The sequence below is a fragment of the Desulfocurvus vexinensis DSM 17965 genome (genome assembly GCF_000519125.1).
Classification (GTDB): Bacteria; Desulfobacterota; Desulfovibrionia; order Desulfovibrionales; family Desulfovibrionaceae; genus Desulfocurvus; species Desulfocurvus vexinensis.
Genome location: NZ_JAEX01000019.1, coordinates 1 through 21640, shown reverse-complemented (window position 1 = coordinate 21640; position 21640 = coordinate 1). Strand labels below are relative to the sequence as shown.

At 71.0% G+C, this 21640-nt stretch carries 13 protein-coding genes; 5 read left to right on the top strand and 8 right to left on the bottom strand.

The annotated features are described in order from the left end of the window. Positions 1-672: 672 nt before the first annotated feature. Genes G495_RS0111910 through G495_RS0111900 form a run of 3 tightly spaced genes read left to right on the top strand, consistent with a single transcriptional unit; the run spans position 673 to position 5820 of the window. On the top strand, positions 673-1803 hold the full coding sequence (locus G495_RS0111910; protein WP_028587993.1) for a class II glutamine amidotransferase domain-containing protein: 1131 nt from the start codon (positions 673-675) through the stop codon (positions 1801-1803). Next, a complete protein-coding gene (locus G495_RS0111905; protein ID WP_028587992.1) occupies positions 1767-3401 on the top strand; it encodes a glutamate synthase-related protein in 1635 nt (544 codons plus the stop codon). The genes G495_RS0111910 and G495_RS0111905 overlap by 37 nt, the downstream gene beginning before the upstream one ends. Positions 3402-3432: 31 nt before the next feature. After that, positions 3433-5820: an FAD-dependent oxidoreductase gene (locus tag G495_RS0111900; protein ID WP_028587991.1), complete on the top strand. Its 2388-nt coding sequence runs from the start codon at positions 3433-3435 to the stop codon at positions 5818-5820. 144 nt (positions 5821-5964) lie between these two features. Here the strand turns inward: G495_RS0111900 and G495_RS0111895 are convergent, their stop codons facing one another. After that, a complete protein-coding gene (locus G495_RS0111895) occupies positions 5965-6207 on the bottom strand; it encodes a hypothetical protein (protein WP_028587990.1) in 243 nt (80 codons plus the stop codon). A gap of 451 nt (positions 6208-6658) precedes the next feature. Further along, positions 6659-11248, bottom strand: a complete 4590-nt coding sequence (locus tag G495_RS0111890) for a glutamate synthase-related protein (protein WP_035251986.1) — start codon at positions 11246-11248, stop codon at positions 6659-6661. Positions 11249-11452: 204 nt separating this feature from the next. Between G495_RS0111890 and G495_RS22235 the strand changes: the two genes are divergently transcribed. After that, positions 11453-13384: a patatin-like phospholipase family protein gene (locus tag G495_RS22235; protein WP_051445336.1), complete on the top strand. Its 1932-nt coding sequence runs from the start codon at positions 11453-11455 to the stop codon at positions 13382-13384. A gap of 255 nt (positions 13385-13639) precedes the next feature. Here G495_RS22235 and G495_RS0111880 read toward each other — a convergent pair whose 3' ends face one another. The 5 genes from G495_RS0111880 to G495_RS22045 form a co-directional block, all read right to left on the bottom strand. Beyond that, positions 13640-14662 (bottom strand): electron transfer flavoprotein subunit alpha, encoded by a 1023-nt coding sequence (locus G495_RS0111880; protein WP_028587988.1) that lies wholly within the window; start codon positions 14660-14662, stop codon positions 13640-13642. A gap of 23 nt (positions 14663-14685) precedes the next feature. Continuing rightward, positions 14686-15489, bottom strand: a complete 804-nt coding sequence (locus tag G495_RS0111875; RefSeq protein WP_028587987.1) for an electron transfer flavoprotein subunit beta — start codon at positions 15487-15489, stop codon at positions 14686-14688. A 36-nt stretch (positions 15490-15525) separates the two neighbouring features. Then, positions 15526-17412, bottom strand: a complete 1887-nt coding sequence (locus G495_RS0111870) for a 4Fe-4S ferredoxin (RefSeq protein WP_051445335.1) — start codon at positions 17410-17412, stop codon at positions 15526-15528. 61 nt (positions 17413-17473) lie between these two features. Beyond that, a complete protein-coding gene (locus G495_RS0111865; RefSeq protein WP_028587985.1) occupies positions 17474-19552 on the bottom strand; it encodes an acyl-CoA dehydrogenase family protein in 2079 nt (692 codons plus the stop codon). A gap of 218 nt (positions 19553-19770) precedes the next feature. Beyond that, positions 19771-20451, bottom strand: a complete 681-nt coding sequence (locus tag G495_RS22045; protein WP_084458202.1) for a thermonuclease family protein — start codon at positions 20449-20451, stop codon at positions 19771-19773. Between the two features lie 172 nt (positions 20452-20623). Between G495_RS22045 and G495_RS0111855 the strand changes: the two genes are divergently transcribed. Next, positions 20624-21340 carry a HAMP domain-containing protein gene (locus tag G495_RS0111855; RefSeq protein ID WP_028587983.1) on the top strand — a complete coding sequence of 239 codons (717 nt, stop codon included), beginning with the start codon at positions 20624-20626 and terminating at the stop codon, positions 21338-21340. Here the strand turns inward: G495_RS0111855 and G495_RS0111850 are convergent. After that, positions 21341-21640: integrase core domain-containing protein (locus G495_RS0111850; RefSeq protein ID WP_028587982.1), on the bottom strand; the 300-nt coding region annotated here is incomplete at its 5' end.

The following is a 21640-nucleotide window of genomic DNA, read 5'->3' as shown; positions in this document are numbered from 1 at the left end:
GAATGTGTGACAGGACTTTGCCGCCGGGGCGGCATGACGGGCCGGAATTGACCGATGCGGCCCCGGCACAGGGCCGTGGCCGCAGTCAGGCACTTAAATCGTCCGCCCCTTTTCGTCAATGGAAAACGGACCCCGGGCCCGCCCGCCGCCGCTTCCGGGCCCCAGCCCTGCCCTGGGCGCCACCAGGGCCCCTGCCCCTGGCTATGGCGTGTGCGGCCTGCCGGGGCTGCCCGTGCGCAACCCCAGGCCCGGCAGAACCGCACCCCCCGGGCCCGACACGCCGGACGCGCCCCCCTCCGGACCGGGTGCATAACCTTAAATATATTATATGTCCGCACACCTGGGGCAATTTTAACATAATTGTCATAACCCATCATCATTTCCCCCTTTACTTGCCCAAAAGTATACTATAAGAGTAATTCCCCGTTTGTCGGGCAAGACCGGGGCCGCGCGAGCACGGACGCGCCGCCCTTCCCGCCCCCCGACCCGCCAGGCGGTGACGCCCGGGCTGCCACCCGGAGAACACAACACGCAAAGACGACGGTTTCGCCCGGCGGCCCTGGGCGGCGCCCGGTTTTCCCGGGGCGCCGCGTCCATGTCCCGCCTGCCGCCGCCGGGGCCCACGCCCGGCGGAGCCTGCCCGCCGCCGCCACGCGTCAGGGAGTTTGCACCATGTGCCGATTGTTCGCTCTCACCAGCTCCGAGCCCGTCTCGCCCATGCGCGCCGTCCGCGCCCTGGACGTGATGCGCGAGGGCCACGACGGCTCGGGCGTCGGGCTCTTTCTCACCGGCCTGGGCGGCCCGTTCGGCGAGCTCAAGGGCTGCCCCATCCTGTCGGGCATCCTGACCCGCGACGGCGAAAAACGCCTGAACAGATTCATGAATGACAAGGGATTCAAGCTGCGCCACCGCCTGGCTTGGGACCTGCCCGCCACCCCGCCCGAGGGCACCCCCCGGCGCGACGCCTACCTCGTGGCGGCCTACGACCTGCCCTCGGACTGGCGCGACATGACCGACGCCGAGCGCGACCTGAACATCCTGCGCACCCGCCTGGAGCTCAAGCACATGGGCCTGGAGCGCGAGGACATGACCGTCTTCAGCTTCTGGCCCGACGTGGTCATGGTCAAGGAGATCGGCGACCCCCTGGCCGTGGGCCAGTACCTGGGGGTGGACCGCGAGGACCTGCACGCCCGCCAGATCCTGGCCCAGGGCAGGCAGAACACCAACTACGCCATCAACCTCTACGCCTGCCACCCCTTCTTCATCCAGGGCATCGCCTCCATGACCAACGGCGAGAACACCGCCTTCATTCCCATCAAGGAATGGCTCATGTCGTCGGGGGTGCCGGGCTACGAGGGCTACCACTCCGACTCCGAGGTGTTCACGCATATCCTGCACTACGCCACGCTGCGCCTGGGCCTGCCCCTTGCGGCCTACAAGCACGTGATCACCCCGCTGTCCGACGCCGACATGCAGGGCCACCCCGACGCGGCCTTTCTGGAGCAGCTCAAGGCCACCTGCCGCAAGCTGATCATCGACGGGCCCAACTGCGTCATCGGCTGCCTGCCCGACCGGACCATGTTCATGGTCCAGGACCGCAAGAAGCTGCGCCCCGGCGTGGTGGGCGGGCGCCCCGGCCTGTATGCCTTCTCTTCGGAGATCTGCGGCCTGGACGCCGCCATCCCCGAGCGCGACAAGACCCGTGACTTCCAGCCCATGCACCTGGACACCGCCATCGTCGGCCCCGGATGCGAGGAGATCGAGATATGCCGTCAAACGCAGCCATTGCCCCAGGCACGCTGAGCCACGTCGATCTGCCCTGGCAGATCGACTGGACCAAGGACAAATGCACCCTGTGCGGCCAGTGCGTGGCCGTGTGCCCCGTGCGGGCCATCGAGCTGGGCGTGTTCCGCAAGCGTGAGATAAAGGCCGCCTTCGGCCTGACCACCACCAGCGAGAACCAGTACAGCGTCCACTACGGCATCCGCCAGAAGACCGACCCGGCCTTTGCCTGCATCGGCTGCGGCATGTGCGACATGGTCTGCCCCGGCGACGCCATCACCCCGCGCAGGAGCGACGAGCAGCCCAAGCTCAAGATGCACGCCAACAAGGGCGGCGCCCCGCGCACGCGCGGCGGGCGGCGCAACGACAAGGGCTCCCTGCTCGACCAGATCAAGTTCGTGCGCATCTCCATGCTCACGGACCCCGCCCTGGACGCCGGGCGCCACGAATTCGACCTGACGACCATGATCGGGCGCATCCTGCCGCCGGAAAAGGCCCTGGCCACCTTCCGCGAGCAGGGCTGGATGCCCCCGGTGCGCAAGATCTATCCGCTGCTCATCGGCGGCATGAGCTTCGGCGCGCTCTCGCCCAACATGTGGGAAGGCCTGCAGATGGGCGTGGCCTACCTGAACGAGGAGCTGCACATGCCGGTGCGCATGTGTACCGGCGAGGGTGGCTGCCCGCCGCGCCTGCTCCGCTCGCGCTTCCTCAAATACGTCATCTTGCAGATCGCCTCGGGCTACTTCGGCTGGGACGAGATCATCCACGCCCTGCCGGAGATGAAGGAAGACCCCTGCGCCGTGGAGATCAAGTACGGCCAGGGCGCCAAGCCCGGCGACGGCGGCCTGCTCATGTGGCACAAGGTCAACAAGCTCATCGCCGCCATCCGCGGCGTGCCCGTGGGCGTCAGCCTGCCCTCGCCGCCCACCCACCAGACCAAGTACTCCATCGAGGAGGCCGTGGCCAAGATGATCCAGTCCATGTCCATGGCCTGGGGCTTCCGGGTGCCGGTCTACCCCAAGATCAGCGCCACCACGACCTCGCTGGCGGTGCTCAACAACCTGGCGCGCAACACCTACGCCGCCGGGCTGGCCATCGACGGCGAGGACGGCGGCACGGGCGCGGCCTACAACGTGTCCATGGACCACATGGGCCACCCCATCGCCTCCAACCTGCGCGACTGCTACCTGAACCTGTGCCGCATCGGCGCGCAGAACGAGCTGCCGCTCATCGCGGGCGGCGGCATCGGCAAGAACGGCAACCTGGCCGCCAACGCCGCCGCGCTGATCATGCTCGGCGCCTCTGCCGTGCAGATCGGCAAGTACATGATGCAGGCCGCGGCGGGCTGCGTGGGCAGCGAGGGCGACCGCTGCAACGTGTGCAACATCGGCGTCTGCCCCAAGGGCATCACCTCGCAGGACCCGCGCCTGTACCGTCGGCTGGACCCCGAAAAGGTCGCCGAGCGCGTGGTGGACGTGTACCTGGCCTTCGACAGCGAGATGAAGAAGATCCTCGCGCCGCTTGGCCGTTCCACCTCCCTGCCCATCGGCATGTCCGACGCCCTGGGCATCGGCGACAAGGATGCGGCGGATCGCCTGAGCATCCGCTACTGCGTCTAGCGCACACCCGTTCAGGACCGGAGAACATCACATGGCAGACAGCAACAACGCGACCATAAGCGGACAGGAAGACGGCCAGCGCATCGAATCGCGCATCCTGGAGGAGCGCGTGCAGCGCGCCGTGGCCGACGGCGCCACACAGCTGACCGTGCAGGCCTGCGGGCAGCACGGCATCGGCGGCAGGCTCCGCCAGAGCAGGCAGACGCCCATCACCGTGCGCGTCACGGGCTCCCCGGGCCAGCGCCTGGGGTCCATGGGCTTTCCCGGCACGACCATCATCACCGACGGCCCGGCCTCGGACGACACCGGCTGGCTGTGCGCCGGGGCCGAGATCGTGGTCATGGGCAACGCCTCCAACGGCACCTGCAACGCCATGGCCCAGGGCAAGGTCTTCATCGCCGGGCACATCGGCTCGCGCGGCATGACCATGACCAAGCAGAACCCACGCATGGCCCCCCCGGAACTGTGGGTGCAGGACAGCGTGGGCGACTACTTCGCGGAGTTCATGGCCGGGGGCGTGGCCGTGGTCTGCGGGCTGGCCCCGCGCGACCCCGAGAACGTGCTCGGCTACCGGCCCTGCGTGGGCATGGTCGGCGGGCGCATCTACTTCCGCGGCCCGCACAAGGGCTTCTCCACCGCCGACGCCAAGCTGGTGGAGATCGACGACGCGGCCTGGGCCTGGCTTGAGGCCGGGCTGGCGGACTTCCTGGCGCGCATCGGCCGCTCCGAGGCCCTGGCCACCCTGGCCGTGCGCGAGCAGTGGCAGTGCCTCACCGCGCGCTCGCCCCACGAGAAATTGTCCAAGAAGCGCAAAACGATGAAGGAATTCCGAGCCCAGGTCTGGGACGCGGAGCTGGGGCGCGGCGGGCTCATCGGCGACCTGACCAGCCTGGACCGCTCGCCCATCCCGGTCATCACCACCGGCGACCTGCGCCGCCATGTGCCGGTGTGGGAAAACCGCAAATACGCCCCGCCCTGCCAGTCGTCCTGCCCCAGCGGCATCCCCGTGCGCGAGCGCTGGGGCCTGATCCGCGCGGGCAAGCTGGACGAGGCCGTGGACCTGGCCCTGCGCTACACGCCCTTCCCGGCCACGGTCTGCGGGCATCTGTGCCCGAACCTGTGCATGTCGGGCTGCACGCGCCAGACGCAGCTCATGGCCCCGGTGGACGCCAAGGCCCTGGGCCGCGCGGGCCTGCGCGCCCGCGACCCCGAGCTGCCGCCCCTGTCGGGCGCGCGCGTGGCGGTCGTCGGCGGCGGCCCGGCGGGCATTTCCGTGGCCTGGCAGCTGCGCCTGCTGGGCCATGAGGCCACGGTCTACGACCGCGCCGAGCAGCTCGGCGGCAAGATCAGCGCCCAGATTCCCGCCGGGCGCATCCCCCAGGACGTGCTTGACGCCGAGCTGGCCCGCGCCCGCCGCGTGCTGGCGCACACCAGCCTGGGCCGCGACCTGACCCGGGAGGACTTCGAGAAGCTGCTGGCCGAGAACGACTTCGTGGTGCTGGCCACGGGCTCGCAGAAACCGCGCATCATCCCCGTGCCCGGCAAGGAACGCCTGGTGCCCGCCGGCGAGTTCCTGCGCACGGCCAAGGCGGGCACGGCCAAGGTCGGCAAGCGGCTGGTGGTCATCGGCGCGGGCAACGTGGGCTGCGACGTGGCCAGCGAGGCCGGACGCCTGGGGGCCACGGAAATCACCCTCATCGACGTGCAGCAGCCCGCGAGCTTCGGCAAGGAGCGCGAGGAGGCCGAGAAATACGGCGCCACCTTCCGCTGGCCCTGCTTCACCAAGGAGATCACCGCCGAGGGCGTGGTGCTCTCCACGGGCGAACTGCTCCCCGCCGACACGGTGGTCATCTCCATCGGTGACATGCCCGACCTGGACTTCCTGCCCGAATCCATCGCCACCGAGCGCGGCTATGTGACGGTGAACGAGGCCTTCCAGACCACCAACGCCCGCGTGTTCGCCATTGGCGACGTGGTGCGCCTGGGCCTGCTGACCCAGGCCATCGGCGACGGGCGGCGCGCGGCGGTGGCCATCGACTCCATCCTCTCGGGCGCGCGGCCCCTGGGCGAAACGGCGACCATGAACGAGGACCTGCGGGCCCGGCTGGAGTACGTGGACGCCGAGGGCCGCCTGTCGGAGACCATCGACACCTCGCGCGTGACCCTGGCCTACTTCGACCCGCGCAAGGCGAGCTTCGACGGCGTGGACGACTGCGCGGCGCAGTGTTCGAGCTGCGGCTCGTGCCGCGACTGCGGGCTGTGCGTGACCGTCTGCCCCCAGGGCGCCATCGCGCGCCGCGAGGCCGGGGAGGACTTCGAGATGGTCTGCGACGCCACGCGCTGCATCGGCTGCGGCTTCTGCGCCGACGCCTGCCCCTGCGGCATCTGGAACCTGGTCAGGAACACGCCCCTGGAATAGGCGCCCGGCTCCCGGCGCCCCCTGCGCGGCGGCCATCCCGGAACTCCCGGGGTGGCCGCCGCCTGCGTGCGGGCCCCGCACAACACGAAGCCCGCCGCGAGGTTGCGGCGGGCTGACGACTCCCCGGAGGCGGTTGTTGCAAACCTAGACGTACTCGACGATCAGGCTGTCTTCGAACTGGGCCGTAAGGCGGATGGTCTTGCCGCCGGCCTGGAAATCATGGGTGTTGGCCGGGAACAGCTGCACCGAGGCGGTCCACTCGTCCCCGAAAAAGATGTCCTTGGCTTCGCCGTTGCTTTCGAACCTGAGCTTGATCCCGTCCTCCAGGGACATGATCTCCCCGTGGTGCAGGGTGCACGGAATGTTGGCAGACGTGTACTCGCTCATCGCTCCCCTCCTCGGTCGTGCTCCGGGTTCCTTTCGCCATAGCACCTTGCCCAAAAAAGAACAAGCAGCACACCAGATTCGTAGGGAAAATTCCGGCAATTCCTCCGGCTTGCTGCTCCGGCCCCCGGCCCCGCCAGCGGGGCCCGCATCGGTTTTGCCTGGGCCCGGCAGCGGACTGCGCGTGGCTGCGCATTGCGGGAGGGCGGCACCCGTTCCTGGCCCGGCCCTGCGGTCCAGCCTTTCGCCCCACCCTTTCGGGTGCACCCTTCGGCTCCCTAGCACCAGGAGGGCATTTGCGCCGTCCCGCCTTCGTCTTCAGGAACAAGAAGCGCCCCGGGCGTTGCCACCCGGGGCGCTTTTGTTCCCGCTGCGGGACGCGGGGTAGCGTCCCCCTGGCCTGCGGCCCAGCCGGGCTTTAGGCTTCGCCCCGGGCTGCGCCCCGGGCTTCGCCCTACTCCGCCTTGGGCGGCCTGGCGTGGGCCGGGGCGATGGCCACGAAGCGGTGGCGCACCTCGGCCAGCAGGGCCTGCACGGCGTCGGCCTCGTCGTCCTGGAAGCTGGCGCGCAGCTCGGCGCAGTAGCGGGTCAGCAGTTCGCGCACGTCGGCCTCGCCCCCGGCGTCCACGGGCAGGATTTCCACGTCGGCCCCGGCGCCCAGGCGGCGGGTCAGGCTGGCGCGGGTGAAGCCGAACTCGGGGTACAGGCACTGGTAGACCACGCCGCCGGTCATGCCCGAGCAGATCCACGGCCCGGGGTCGCCCAGGACCACGGCCCGCCCGCCGGTCATGTACTCGAAGGCGAAGCCCTTGAGGTGCGCGCGGGTGGCGATGTTGCCCTCCTCGTCGCGCACGCGCGCGGTGAGGCGCGCGCCGAACACGGCGTCCGCGCCGGACATGCGGATGCAGGCCCGCGAGTCGGCGTAGTTCTGGACCATGAGCGTCCCGGCGATGGCGCCGTAGGCGAAGCTCTTGCCCGTGGAGCCGTCGATGCGCCGGCCCATGAGGTTGGCGCCCTTGAAGACGCCGCAGGCGCCGCCGAAGCTGCCCTTGGCCGTGCCGTCCTGGGCGCCGCCGTCCACCATGACCTCGATGCCGGGGATGTTGAAGGCGCACAGGCCGTTGCCGGGCACGGAGGCGTCCAGGCGCAGCCGGGCGCGGCGCTCCCCGCCGGTGCCGAAGCGGCGCACCACGGCCCCGGCGAGGTAGGTGCCCATGGCGCGGTCCACGCTGCGCACGTACTGGTCGGTGTAGCGCACCTCGCGGGCGGTGCCGTCGGCCAGTTCGGCCAGGGAGATGTCCGAGACAAGGCGCGTGAGATAGTTCAAGGGCTTGCGCACCACGCGCACGGCCCCGGCGGGCCCTGTGGAGCCGTCGATGGCCGGGGCGCAGAGCAGTTCGGCCAGGTCCACGGCCTCGAAGTGCGAGCGCTGGCACAGGAGGTCCGTGCGGCCCACGGCGTCGCGCACGCGGGCCAGGCCGAGCCCGGCCAGCAGGATGCGCATCTGCTGGCCGATGTTCGCCAGCAGGCGGGCGAGGTTCTCGGTTTCGGCCTCGCGGTCCAGGGGCGTGAAGCCCTTGACCCCGCGCCGCTCGGCGTCCTCGCAGCTGCGCAGCTGGGTGGAGATGCCGCGCGGGCAGGTGTCCAGGTGGCAGCGCTGGCAGCTGATGCAGCCCACGCCCATGAGGGCCACGGTGCCCAGGCCCACGCGGTCCGCCCCCAGCAGGATCATCTTCAGGGCGTCGGCGCCGCTGCGCAGGCCGCCGTCGCACCACAGCTCCACCTGGGCGCGCAGGCCGGATTCCACCAGGGCGCGGTGGGCCTGGCTGACGCCGATCTCGGCGGGCAGGCCGACGTATTTCTTGCTGTGCTCGCGGGCGGCGCCGGTGCCGCCGTCGAAGCCCGAGACGGCCACGATGTCCGCCCCGGCCTTGGCCACGCCCACGGCGATGGTGCCCACGCCGCTGGTCACGGGGATCTTCACCGACACGCGCGCCCGGGGGTTGGCGGTCTTGAGCTCGGTGATGATCTGGGCCAGGTCCTCGATGCTGTAGATGTCGTGGTGGTTGGAGGGCGAGATGAGGCCGATGCCCGGTTTGCAGTGCCGGGCCCGGGCGACCATCTCGGTGACCTTCTGGCCGGGCAGGTGTCCGCCCTCGCCGGGCTTGGCGCCCTGGCCGACCTTGATTTCAAGGAAATCCACCGAGTTGAGGAAGCCCATGTGCACGCCGAAGCGCCCGGAGGCGATCTGCTGGCCGCGGTTGTGGCGGTATTTGCCGAGCATGTCGGGAATCTCGCCGCCCTCGCCGTTCATGCACACGATGTTCAGGCGCAGGGCGGTTTCCGCATAGGTGCGAAACGAGTTCTCGCCCTGGGAGCCGAAGCTCATGGCCGGGATGACCAGGGGCATGGCGTGGGTGCCCACGGTGAGGTCCACGGCCTCGGGGGCCAGGGGCGCGGCGCCCTCGGGCGCGGCGAAGCCCAGGGCGTGGCGCAGGGCCACGGGCGCCTCGCGCTCCAGCTCGTCCAGGGCCTGGGCGGTGGTGGCGGGGTCGGCCTTGCCGGTGGCGGCGCGGCGCAGGGCCTTGCCCACCCGCGCGTTGCGCGGCGGGTCGGCCCACAGCCTGGCCGGGCCGCCCGAGGTCGCCAGGGCCAGGCGCTGCGCGGCGCGCACCTCCAGGCGGGCCAGGGTCAGCCCCGCGCTGTCCGAGGGGCAGAAGTTGGGGCAGCCGAAGACGCGCGCCAGCTCCGGCGACAGGCCGATGGAGGCGAAGATGCGCCCGTAGCCGCACAGCTCGTGGATGCCCATGGTGGACATGACCTTTTCCATGCCCTTTTGCAGCACGTCCAGGGTCGTGCGCAGCACCGTCTCGGCGGGGCGCTCGGGCGTGGCGTGTTCGCGGGCCATGCGCCAGATCATGTAGGGGTTCACGGCGTCGGCGCCCAGGCCGAGCAGGAACATCAGGTCGTGCAGGTTGCGCACGGCGGCGCTGCGCACGATGAGCGAGGCGCGGCGGCGCAGGCGGTGGGCGTCGAAGTCGCGCACCAGCCAGGCCAGGGCCAGCCCGGGGTCGATGTAGACCCGCCCGCCGGAAAAACTGCGCGAATCGTCGAGCACCACGAGCACCGCGCCCCGGGCCACGGCCTCGCGGCCCTCGGCGGCCAGGGCTTCCAGGCGCGCGGCCAGGCCCGTGCCGGGCTCGAAGGTGGCGTCGAGGATGGCCACGCGCCGGGGGTCACGGCCCTGGGCGGTGAAGAACGAGAGCACGTCGTCGATGGTCTGCGTGCCGAAGGCCCGGGCCAGCCGCCCCAGGGCCGAGCCGCAGATGTCGCTGTCCAGGCAGCCGCCCAGCAGCAGCGGGGTGCGCAGCTCCAGGCCCACGGCGGCGGGCACGCGCGCGCCCTCGGCATCGGGCCGGTCGCCCAGGATGGTCCGCGTGGTGAAGTGGTCGGCCTCGCGCTCGCGGTCGATGGCCGGGTTGGTGACCACGGCCACGTTTTCCTTGAAATATTCCGAAATGTTGGGCAGCCCCTGCTCGTTCAGGCAGGCCAGGGGCCCCTGGTAGCCCATGGAGCCGATGACCGCGCCGCCCACGGTGGCGGTCTTCTTGCGGATGTCCACGTCGTATTTCTGCCAGCCCAGGGCCGCCAGCACGGGTTCGGCGGTCATGGCCGCCGTGGCCATGCGCGCGGCGCCGTCGGCCAGCAGGTGTTCCAGGCGCACGGGTTCGCCCTTCTGGGCGGGGATGGCCGTGTAGAGCGCGTCCACGCTGTCGAGCAGGTGCGCGCGGCCCAGCATCAGCCGCAGCACCCGGCGCTGGAAGGCCGTGTAGTCGAAGACCACGGCCCGGCGGCCCTTGGTCGAGAGGATGGCCACCTTCTCCCCGGGGGCCAGGGGCTTGGGGTCGCCCGCCGTGTCTTCCAGGTCCACCACGCCCTTTTCCGAGGACAGGTAGTAGTCGTAATCGCTCTCGCCCAGCCACAGCGGGCGCAGGCCCAGGGCGTCCACGCTGCCCATGCACACGTCGCCGTGGCGGGCGATGACCGCCGCCGGACCCTGGGCCGAGGGCGGGAAGAACCAGCGGAAGAAGCCATACACCCGGCGCAGCTCCTCGGAGTACTGCTCCACCTCGCTGTGCACCGCCGGGAAGACCATGGCGAAGGCTTCCAGAGGGTCGAAGCCGTAGCCGTTGATCAGCCCTTCGAGGATGCGGTTCAGGTCCTGCGAATCGCTGCCGCCGGGTACGGGCGGGATGTCCAGCACGCTGCCCGCGCTGCGCAGGCGCTCGATGGTGTTGATCTCGCCGTTGTGGGCCAGCATGGAGAACGGCTGGGCGCGCTCCACCGTGGGCAGGGTGTTGGTGGAATAGCGGCTGTGGCCCAGGCACATGCGCGAGCGCGTGGCCGGGTCGCGCAGCTCGGGGTACACGCGCGGCAACAGGTCCGGCACGCCGCGCACCTTGTAGACCACGCTGTGGCACGACAGCGACGCCGTGTGCAGCCCGGGTTCCAGGCGCTCCAGCTCGCGCTCAACGGCAAAGAGCAGGCGGCCCACGGCGTCGCCCTCGGCCTCGCCCGCCAGGCCCGCCACCTGCCAGAACAGCGGCGCCTCGGCCCGGGCCATGGGCCCCAGCTCGTCGTCGCGGGTGCGGCCTTCCAGCTCCAGCACGATTTCAGCGCCGCGCGCGGCGAAAACCTCGCGGGCCCGGGCGCAGACCTCCCCGGCCCGGGGCCGTAGCCCGTGGGGCAGCAGGAAATGCCCGACGAAAAAGCCCGTGGACTCGGCCAGATGCGGCGAGAGCCCGGCGCGCTCCAGCCTGCGGGCCCACAGCTCGCGCGGGATGTCGGTCATGATGCCGCAGCCGTCGCCCTCGTCGTTGATGTCCCCCGAGCGGTGGGCCATTTTCTTCAGGGCTTCTATGGTCTTGACGATATTGGCGTGGGTGGTGTGGCCGCGCTTGTCGATGAAGGCGATGATGGCGCAGGCGTCGCGCTCTTCGACAAGGGCGCTGCGGATGGGTTCGGGGTGCCGGGGCAGGGGCATGGGCGTCCTCGCGGTGGTCGTGGCAGGCTTGGGTGCTGGGGGGTCAACCCTAGCGCGGGCGGGCGGGAAGCGGAAGCCGGGTGCCGATTTTCACAATCCGCCCCGGCGCCTGGCCCGATGCGCTGCCTTTTATGGGCTGCTGGATTTCTCCGCCCCGGGGTGCTATGCAGCACCCAAAGGGCCGCAGGGCCCGAGGGGGGAACCATGGCGGACGACACCTGCGCGGGACGTCCCGTGCGCACCTTTTCCGGCGATGCCCTGGGGCTGGCCCTTTCCGGGGGCGGGTTCCGGGCCAGCTTCTTCCACATCGGCGTGCTGGCGCGCCTTGCAGAGCAGGACCGCCTGCGCGACGTGCAGGCCCTCTCCACCGTGTCTGGCGGGTCCATCGTCGGCGCGCTGTATTATCTCTTCCTGAAGCGCCTGCTGGAGGAAAAACCCGACCAGGACATCACCCGCGACGACTACCTGGAGCTGGTGGCCGCCGTGGAGAAACGCTTCCTGGACGGCGTGCGCACCAACGTGCGCATGCGCACCTTCCTGGACCCGCGCCAGAACCTGCGCATGTTCCAGCGCGACTATTCGCGCAGCGACCGCATCGGCGAGCTGTACGACAGCGTGTTCTACCAGGGCGTGCTGCCCGGCGCGCCCGAGGGCATGCTGCGCATGCGCGACCTGCGCATCCACCCCGCGGGCCGCGCCGGGGCCGAGCCCTTCCACCCCATGCGCCACAACGCGCAGCGCCGGGCCAAGGTGCCCGTGCTGCTCATCAACGCCACGGTGCTCAACGACGGGCACAGCTGGCTTTTCGAGGCCTCGACCATGGGCGAACGGCCCCTGGCCGACCCCGCGCGCTGCGAGGTGGACAAGAATTTCCGCCTCTGCCGCCCCGATTCCTACGACAACACCGCCACCCAGCGCGACCTGGAGCTGGGGCTGGCCGTGGCCGCCTCGGCCTGCGTGCCGGGGGTCTTCCCGCCCCTGGCCCTGTCCGGGCTGTACGCCGAGGGCGTGCGCGTGGAGTTGGTGGACGGCGGCGTCTACGACAACCAGGGCGTGCAGGCCCTGCTCGACCGCCGCTGCACCCGGCTCATCGTCAGCGATGCCTCGGGCCAGATGGACGACCTGGCCGACCCCGCGCCGAGCATCTTCGCCGTCATGCCCCGGGCCAACAGCATCCTCATGGACCGCACGCGCGACGAGCAGCTTCTGGCGCTTCTGGGCGACCACACGCCTCCGGCCACCCTGCTCCACCTGCGCCACGGCCTGCCCGTGCGGCGCATCCCCTGGCTCGACGCCCAGGGCAACCCCGCCTGCCAGGACGGCCCCGCCCCGGACGCTCCGGCCCCCGACCACGCCGTGCCCGGCGTCCCCGCCGCCGTACAGGACCTGCTCTCGCGCCTGCGCACGGACCTGGACTCCTTCAACGACGTGGAAGCCTACGCCCTGATGCTCGACGGGTACCGCATGGCGGGCGCCCTGCTGCCCGGCGGCGGGGAAGAGGCGCGGGACGCGGCTGCACCCGGCGGTGAAACCCGGGGCGTGAGCACGCCCGAGCCCGGTGCTGTCGCCGGAGCCCAGGCCCAGGACGTAACCACGCCTGAGCCCGGCACTGGACCGCTGGCCCCGGACATGTCCGCCCCCGGCGCTGTCTCCCAGGCCCCGGGCGCGACCGCACCCGGCACAGCCCCCGGCCCCTGGGCCTTCGCGGCCATCGCCCCGGAATTCGACCGCCCCGGCGGCCCGGCCCAGGGGTTCCTGGATATCCTGCGCGTGGGCCAGCGCACGGCCCTCAAGCCCCTGGCCCTGAATCGCCGCCTGCGCTACGGGGCCTACGCCCTGGCCGCCGTGCTCGGCTTGGCCCTGCTGGCCATGCTGCGCGGCGGCGTCAGCGTAGGCGTGAGCCTCGGCTTCTGGCAGGCCGTGGGCCTGCTGCTGGGCGCGCTGGCCTTCTTCCTGCCCGACCTCGCCCGCGTGGTGCGCATCGCCAAATGGGCCACCACCCCGGCCCTGCTCTTCCGCCGCGCCCTGGTCCATACCGTGGTCGCCCTGGCCGGTGCCGCCGTGGCCTGGATCACGCTCAAATACCTGGACCCGATCTTCCTCAAGGCCGGGCGCTATCCGCAGGAGTTCAAGTAGCGGTTGAGGATTGCAAGATGTGAAGAGGAGAACGGATGCTTCCGGCAGCCCCGGCGGCCCGGGCGCTGCTTGGGACTCGGCGGGAATGCGGCCCGGGAGGTCATGGCCCTTCCTCCCTTTGGCCGTTGCAGAACAGAAAAATCCCCGGCGTGAACCGGGGATTTTCTGTTCTGCAATGGTGGAGCGCCGTGCGTCCGTACGGGACAAACCAGGGGAGAATGCGGAAATCCGGGCCTTCCCGGCCCCCCCCCTGCCCTACTTGCCCAGCAACTCGTTGACCTTGGCCATGACGGCGAAGGCGTCGGCGACGTAGAGGACGTCGGCTTTGCCCTGGGCCCAGCCGCAGCCGGCGTCGAGGTTCACGGCGCGGCGTTCGGTGATGAAGCGCCAGCCCACGACGTGGGGTTCCTCGCCGTGGCAGCAGGTGGCCAGGCCCTTCTTGTGGCGCGGGGTGGCGCCGGTCTGGCCGACCTGGTGCAGGTGCGTCAGGAAGGGCAGCACGGACTGGCCCTCGCCCGAGAGGTCCACCAGGGACTTGGAACTGCCCAGGGAGGCCTTGGTGCGGTCCAGGAAGCCCAGGATATGCTCGGCGGCCTTGTCGGGGTGCGACTGGCCGTCGGCCTGCTTCTTGGTCCAGCCCGCTCCGGCCACCAGCAGCATTTCGGCCTCGGGGCGGATGGTCTGCTCGTCGGCGGCGGGGGCGTCGATGCCCAGCACCTCGGTGCGCGGGGTCACGGCGGGCAGGTCCACGGCCTGGAGGCTGGCGCTGCCGCCCTGCCCGTCTTCGGCGAGGAAACAGCACGGGGCCACGGTGATGATCCAGGGCCGATGCTCGCGGATCTGGGCGGCGACCATGCGCTGGCGGTAGTACCAGCGGCTGACCAGGGGCGCGCCGTTTTCCACGGTCAGGCCCGTGCAATTGGAGTCCACGCGGCCCCCCAGGCGCTGGGCCACGCCGGGCAGGCAGCGCGCCAGGCGCGCCGTGGCCGGGGCGACGACGAGGGTGGCCCCGGCGGCGCGGCACAGGGCCTCGCAGGCGGCGGCGTCGGTGCTGTAGCGCGAGGCGGCCAGGGCCTCGCCCTGGGCGGCGAAGAACGCGGCGGCGCCGCAGGCGGCGATGGAGTCCGCCGCAGCCTGCACGGACCCGCCCAGCAGGCCCACGCTGAACGGGGCGCCCAGGCCTGCGGCCAGGGCCTTGGCGGCGGCCAGGGCTTCCAGGGCCGTGCGGCCCAGGGCGCCGTTGTCCTCGGGGTGCGCGAGGTAGAGAATCGTTTCCATGTCGGTCTCCTGTGCGTGGGCGCTCAGCCCTTGATCCATTCCACGATTTCGCGGGCGATGTCGTCCACGGGGGTGTCCTTGACGATGCGCGTCTGGCGGCGGGTGCCGGGCAGCTCCACGGCCTTGTAGGCCACTCCGGCGGCGCCCACGGCGGCGGGCTGGGCCTTTTGCAGCGCGGGCATGATCAGGCGCATGTTCTGCATGCCCACCTGGGGGTTGTTGGGCGGCTCGGGCAGGTTGCCCGTGGCCCAGCCCAGCACGGCGGGCGCGCCCGCGCAGCGCGAGCGCAGGTAGCCGCCGCCCTCGATGCGCTCCTTGACCTCGAAGGAGCCGTCGTCCGCCGGGCGCAGCTCGTCCACGCCCTGGAACTGCTCGGTGACACCCAGCAGTTCGCCCAGGATCTGCAAGGTGGCGCCGGTGCCGCGCGAGGCGCTGCTCCAGCCGCCGAAAAGCAGCAGCTTGCCCTTGTCCAGCCCGGTGATGCCCTCCACGGCCTTGGCCAGGGCGGCGGCGGTGTCGGCGGCCTCCACGAAGCCGCCCGCCGGGCCGTCCATGACCACCAGCTCGAAGGGCACCTTCTGGGCGACGTGCATCATCACCTGCTGGAGCTTGGCCTTGGGGCCGACGCTGACCAGCCAGACCTTGGAGCCGGGCACGTTCTTGGCCAGGTTGGCGGCCTCGAACAGGGCGTGGGCCGCCCAGGGGTCGAGCACGGCGGGCAGCATCATTTCGTTCTTCAGGGCCGGGCCGCCGGGCCCGGCCACGGGCTCCAGGGTCTGGAGCGGGTCGGGGACGATGCTCCCGCAGACCACGATATGGTAGCTCATGAGGTTCTCCTTGGATTGCGGGCCGCGTGGGTCCGGTCAGTTCTCGTTGGAATGCAGCCCGCCCGCCCCGGCGCCGAAGGCCACGTTGCTGGCCTCGGGGTCGGCGGGGTCGGCCTTGGAGCAGTTCCACAGGCAGGCGCCGCAGTGGACGCACTTCTCGCGGTCGAACAGCGGGGCCCCGGGCTCGGGGTTGGCGGTGATGGCCTGCCCGGAGCAGGCGCTGATGCAGACCTGCTCGGCGCAGGCGGCGCAGACCGCGTGGTCCTTGAAGCGCACATGGTCGGCGTAGCCCGGCGCGGCCTGGACCTTGCCGCCCAGCAGCAGCGCGTCCTGGTGCGACACCAGCAGCTTGCCGTCGTATTCGATCTGCGGCCAGCCCATGCGGTCCATGACCGCGTCGTGCAGGCTGCGGCCCTGGGCGCGGCAGGCGGCGCGCAGCTCGGCCACCTCCGCCGCCGGAATGCGGCCCCGGCAATAGCGCTCCAGGGGCGGGATGCGCTCGTGGGGGCGCTTGATGGCCGGGGAAATATTCACGGAGCCGCCCGTAAGCCCGGTGAGCGCCATGCCCACAAGGCCCTGGATCACGCCCCACTGGAAGCCGTCGCGCGATTTCTCGGCCACCTGGGCCTCCTGCTCCACCCAGGAGCGCCGCCGCCGGGCCACGTAGGCCTCTTCCAGATTCTCGCGGGTGAAGTCGCGGCCCTGGCGCAGGAGTTCGAGCACGCCCTCGCCCAGCAGCACGCCCGTGGCCCAGGCCTCGTCCACCCCCGAGCCCGTGAGCACGTTGGTGGACCCGGAGCACTCGCCGATGCGCGCGTAGCCGTCGCCGACCAGGGCGGGTTCGCCGTGGCGGCCCCACTCGGCCAGGCTCTTGGCGCCCCAGGAGCGCATGGTGCCGCCGTCCAGCCAGCGCCAGAGGTAGGGGTGGCGCATCCAGTGCTGGAGATAGCGGTAGGCCGTGCGCACGGGGCTGTCGAACCACGAGGGCACGAAGATGCCCATAGAGGCCACACCCTCGGGGTAGACGTAGAGAAAACCGAAGATTTCCGGCTCGGGGAAGCCCAGGGTGTGGATGACCGTGCCGGGGGCCAGCGGGCAGCCCTCGGGCAGCTGGACCACGGCCTTCATGCCCAGGGCCCAGTCGCGCTGGTGGCGCCCGGCGGGCAGGCCCAGGGCGGCGTCGATGGCGCGGCCCACGGGGCCCACGGGCCCATCGCCGACCACGGTCAGCGCGGCGGTCACGTCCATGCCGGGCATGAACCCGGCCTCGGGCTCGCCCTTGCGGTTCACGCCCTGGTCGGCCAGACGCACGCCGCGCACGCGCCCATTCTCCAGGAGCGGCGCGGCCACGGGCGTTCCCGGCCAGACCTGGGCCAGCCCCGTGCCCATGACCTGCCAGCCCGCCCACTGGGTGAACTGGCCCATGGACAGGACCATGCCCGGCTCCTTGCGCAAAAAGGGCGGAATCCAGGGCAGCTCCATGGCCGCCAGGGTCTTGTCGTGCCAGGGCAGGCGGCGCGCGGCGGCCTCGGCGGCGCGCAGGCCGTCGCTGCGGCGGCTGGCCCCCAGGGGGTCGAACAGATAGACGACCTTCTCGGAGGTCACGGCGTGGGCCATGGGAATCTGGGTCAGGTCCAGGTCCGGAAAGCTGGCGCGGATGGCCCGGCCCCGGGTGACCACGCCCGACACGCCAAAGCCCACGTCGTCGGCGCGCTCGTAGCACATGACCTGCGGCGCCATGCCGGGCATGACGCGCGACTCGGCCACGGGCGCGCCGTCCTCGCCCACCAGCCCGCGGGTGAGCGTGGTCAGGAACCCGGCCACCGCCGGGCCGAAGCCCACGCAGACGATGTCGGCTTCCATGTTCTGGCGGGGGATTTCGGGGGCCTCGGCCTGGGGGGTCGCCTGGGGGTGTGCTGTCATGGCTGCTCGGGGGTGGGTGGAAGGACACGGGGCCGCCCCGGCTGGGGCGGCCCCGCGAGGATTACAGGGGGTAGTCCAGGGCCTCGGGGATCATCACCGCGGTCAGCGCCTCGGCGGCGCGGTCCTTGGCCAGGCGCGTGCCGTGCAGGCCCTGGTCCACGCCCTGGCGCAGGCGGGCGAACTCCTCGCTGCCCGTGAAGACGATGCACGGCCCGCCGGGCCCGTCCTGGGCCTGCCCGCAGCCGTAGCCGTAGACCAGCTCGGCGCAGACGCGCGCGGCCTCGCCCGCCGCGCGGGCGGCCTGGACGCAGGCCATGTCGGCGTAGAAGGCCGTGAGCCCCGGGGCGGCCTCGGCCAGCACGGGACTGGCGGGGGCCTCGGCGGCCAGCACGGCCACGTCCTGCATCAGGGACCGCGCCGCCAGCAGCCAGCCCAGGGCATCGGCCAGGGGGAAGGTCACGCCCTGGCGCTTGCCGTGGTAGAGCTTCTTGCCGTCGCGGTCGGCGCCGTTTTGCAGGAAGTCCAGGGTCCACAGCCACAGGTCCAGGGCTCCGGCCAGGGCGGCGGCGCCCCCGGCCTGGCTGCGGCGCAGCTCGGCGCTCCACTGGCGCACCAGCTCCAGGAACACGGGGTTGGTCATGGTCAGGGTCAGGTGGCGGCGCTGCACGGCCTCGGGGCCTTCGTAGGTGGCTTCCAGCTGGGCGTCCATCCACTTGTGGCAGAGGAAGCCCGGGCAGTCCTCGGTGATGCCGTAGCCGCCCACCAGGGACACGGCCTCGCGCATCATGGTCGCACCCACGCCGGTGTTCCAGAGCTTGGTGGCGGGGTTGAGCACCCCGGCCAGGGCGTCCATGTACACGAACTGGGCCAGGGTGTCGGCTTCCAGCTCGGCCAGCCGCGCGGGGTCGGCCTGCCCGGCGGGGGCGTACTTCAGGCGCACATACTCCAGGGCGCGCTCCTGGCTGTCCTTGAGCGCGGCCAGCTGCTTGCGGCCCTTGATGCCCTGGGCGGCGAACTGGCGGTCCTTCTCGCGCTCGATGGGGTCGAAGCGGTCGGCCAGACGCGCGGCGGCAAGGCCCAGGGAGCACCCGGCCTCGCCCGTGGCCCACACGTCCACCAGCCGCTGCAGGGCGTCCTCGTTCATCTGCAGACCCAGTTCGTGGCGGCGGCTGCCCGGCTCGCCCACGGACCCGCCCCGGAAGCGCTGGCGGTGGTAGCGGATGATCGGCTCGATGGCCGAGAGCAGCTTGGCCGAGGTCATGAGGCCCACGGGGATGCGCGTGCGGTGGAAGACCGAGGCGATGATCTCGCCGTGGCTGAAGCGCGGCACGATGACCCCGTCCACCACATCGTAGCCGCCGATGATGCGCGAGGCGGGCACGGTCAGGCTCATGACGGGATCGCGGGTGCTGGACAGCTGGTGGACCATCTTCAGGGTCGGGGCGCCGCGGTCGAAGGTGCCGGGGTCATCCTTTTCCAGGATGATCATGCACGAGCCCTTGATGCGCGGGTCGTCGGACTCCACGGCGGCGGTGACGATATCGGCAAAGTCCATGTTGGTGATGAAGCGGCCGCGCTTCTCGACCTTGAGCAGGGGCTCGGCGCCGTCGTCCCAGCTCTGCACGCGCATCTTGCCGCCCAGGATGCCCGTGTCCACGCCCACGTAGGGCAGCGGCTCGGTGAGGGCGAAGGCGGCGCGGCGGCACACGCGGTCCTCCCCGGGCTGCGGGGGGGTGCACAGGGGCAGGTAGTGGGCGCGCTGCTCGTCGGTGCCCTTCTCGTGGATGGGCGCCAGGCCCAGGCAGCTGGCAAGGGCGCTGGTGGCGGCGCCGCCGTCCACCCAGGCCAGCTCCATGGCCACCAGGGCCAGGGCCAGGTTCTTGGGGCCCTCGATGAAGCCGCCCTGGGCGGGGTCCATATAGATGGAGGTCAGCCCGGACTCGTCGAAGGCCTTGAGCAGCTCGGCCTTGCGCTCGGTCCACTCATGGGTATTGCGGACGCCGTCGGCCACCAGCCGGGCCACGACGCTGCGGGCGATGGAGCGGGCCGACTGCACGGCCATCTGGAGATCGAAGCGGTCGGCGTAACGCCACAGGATTTGCCGGACATCGTCGCCCGGCAGGGTGCGAAGTGTTTCCATGCGCTGCTACTCGGTTCCGTTGAGGTTCCGCGAAAAGGAGCCCGACCGGGCCCCCGGGGCGGGCTCCGAACAGGGCCCGCAAAAGGTGCCGTACGCTAAAACATGCCTGGGGCAACGTCAACGCCTTTCCCGGGGCGGGCCGGGCCGCAAGCGAAGCACGGCGCGGATTCCCGGGCTATTATTGCGCACGCAGCAAAGCGCCCCGGGGCTTCCCGGGGTCAGCCGCCCGGCTCCTGGACCGGCCAGGGGCTGACCTGCCGGGCCGGGCTGAACCCCCGGCGGAAGGCCTCCTCCAGCCCGGCCAGGGGCACGCGGTTTTTCGCGGCCACGGTGCTGGCCTCGGGGCTGCCCGCCGGGAAGGCGCGCATGGAGCGCATGTTGCCCACCCAGGGCCGCCCGGCCTCCGGCAGGGCCAGCACGCGCGGCCAGAAGCCGCGCCCGGCGTCCATGGCCTCGGCCTGCGCCGCCAGCAGCGCGCGCGTCAGGCCCGGCGGGTCGTCCGCAAAGGTGTAGACGAAGGCCAGCCCCTCGCGGACCATGGCCTCGTTCAGGCTGGTGCCATCGTCCAGGCGGACCACGGCCAGCACGCGCCCGAAGCGGTCGCGCCCGCGCGGGCCGGGCTCCAGGGCCAGGGTCCGGCCCCGGATCAGCGCCTCCAGGCGCGCCCGGGCCCGGGCGGCGCAGTACTGGTCCGGCGCGCCGCCCTGGCCCATCTCGGGGCTGTCGATGCCCGCCAGGCGCACGGTGCGCCCATCGGCCAGCACCAGGGTGTCGCCGTCGGCCACGAAACGCGCCGCCAAGCCCCCGGCCAGGGCCAGCCAAGGGCCCACGGCCACCGCCAGGAGCGCCACGCAAAACACGGCCCGCAGCAGGAGCGCGCCGCAGTGTTTTTCTTTCATGGCTGCCATGCTAGCCTTGGCCGCTTCCGCCAGGCAACCCCGAATCCGCACCCGGGGCGCAGTTTTACACTCGCCCTGAGGGGTGTATCTGGTATATGGTACACGGCGAGGCGCAAGGGCAGGCCAGCCCGCCCCGCAAACACCCCGCCCACGGCAACCGGACAGGGACGCAATGAAGAGAACCATCGCCCGTGACATCGTCGTCGCCCTCATCCTGCTCATCGGCGGCTCGGCCTCGCTCATGACGTTCTTCAACGCCCAGACGATGTTGCAGAACGAGAAGCGCCAGATGGAGCGCCGGGCCGACGAGTACCTCTCCAACCTGCGCATCAGCATGGAGCTGCCCGTCTGGACCATCGACCGCGACAACATCCGCAACATCGCCGACTTCCACATGCGCAACGAGGACATGGCCGCCCTGCGCGTGCTCGAATACCCCGACCTGACCGTGCTCTATGAGAGCTCGCGCAAGCACACCGGCGAGCTGATCACCCGTGGCGGCGACATCGTGCACGACGGCAACGTCATCGCGCGCGTGGAGCTGGCCCTGTCCCCGGCGGGATACGACAGCAACGTGCGGCGCATGCTCTCCTCCACGGTCATCACCCTGCTGGTGGTGCTGCTGGTGGTGACCACCGTCACCGGGGCCCTGCTGCGCAAGTTCCTCAAGCATCCGCTGGACGAGCTCATCGCGGGCATCCAGCGCATCTCGCGCGGGGATTACGGCTACCAGTTCCCCGACCCGCCCCAGGAGGAGATCCGGGCCATCGTCAAGGAAGTGGACGTCATGGCCCGCGAGGTGCGCAAGCGCGAGCAGTCCCTGCGCGACCTCAACGCCCAGCTGGAGAGTGTAGCGGTCTACAGTTTTTTGGACACTCATTTGCGCTAATCAGGCCGCTATTGACACCGGGGCGGTCTGCTCCTTTCTGACCTGGGCCGGGGTCTTGTACCCGTGTCGGCCAACGATCCATTCCCGATTGTAGGTTTCCTTGAATTCCAGCAGGGCCAGTCTCAGTTCTTCAACCGTGTCGAAGTGCCTGACCCAGAGCAGGTTTTCCTTGAGGGTGCGCACGAAGCGCTCCGCGATCCCGTTGCCCTGCGGCTCACGCACATAGGACGGAGAACTCTTGATGCCCAGGAAGGCGATTTCGTCCTGGAATACGTCCGAAACATACTGGCTGCCGTGGTC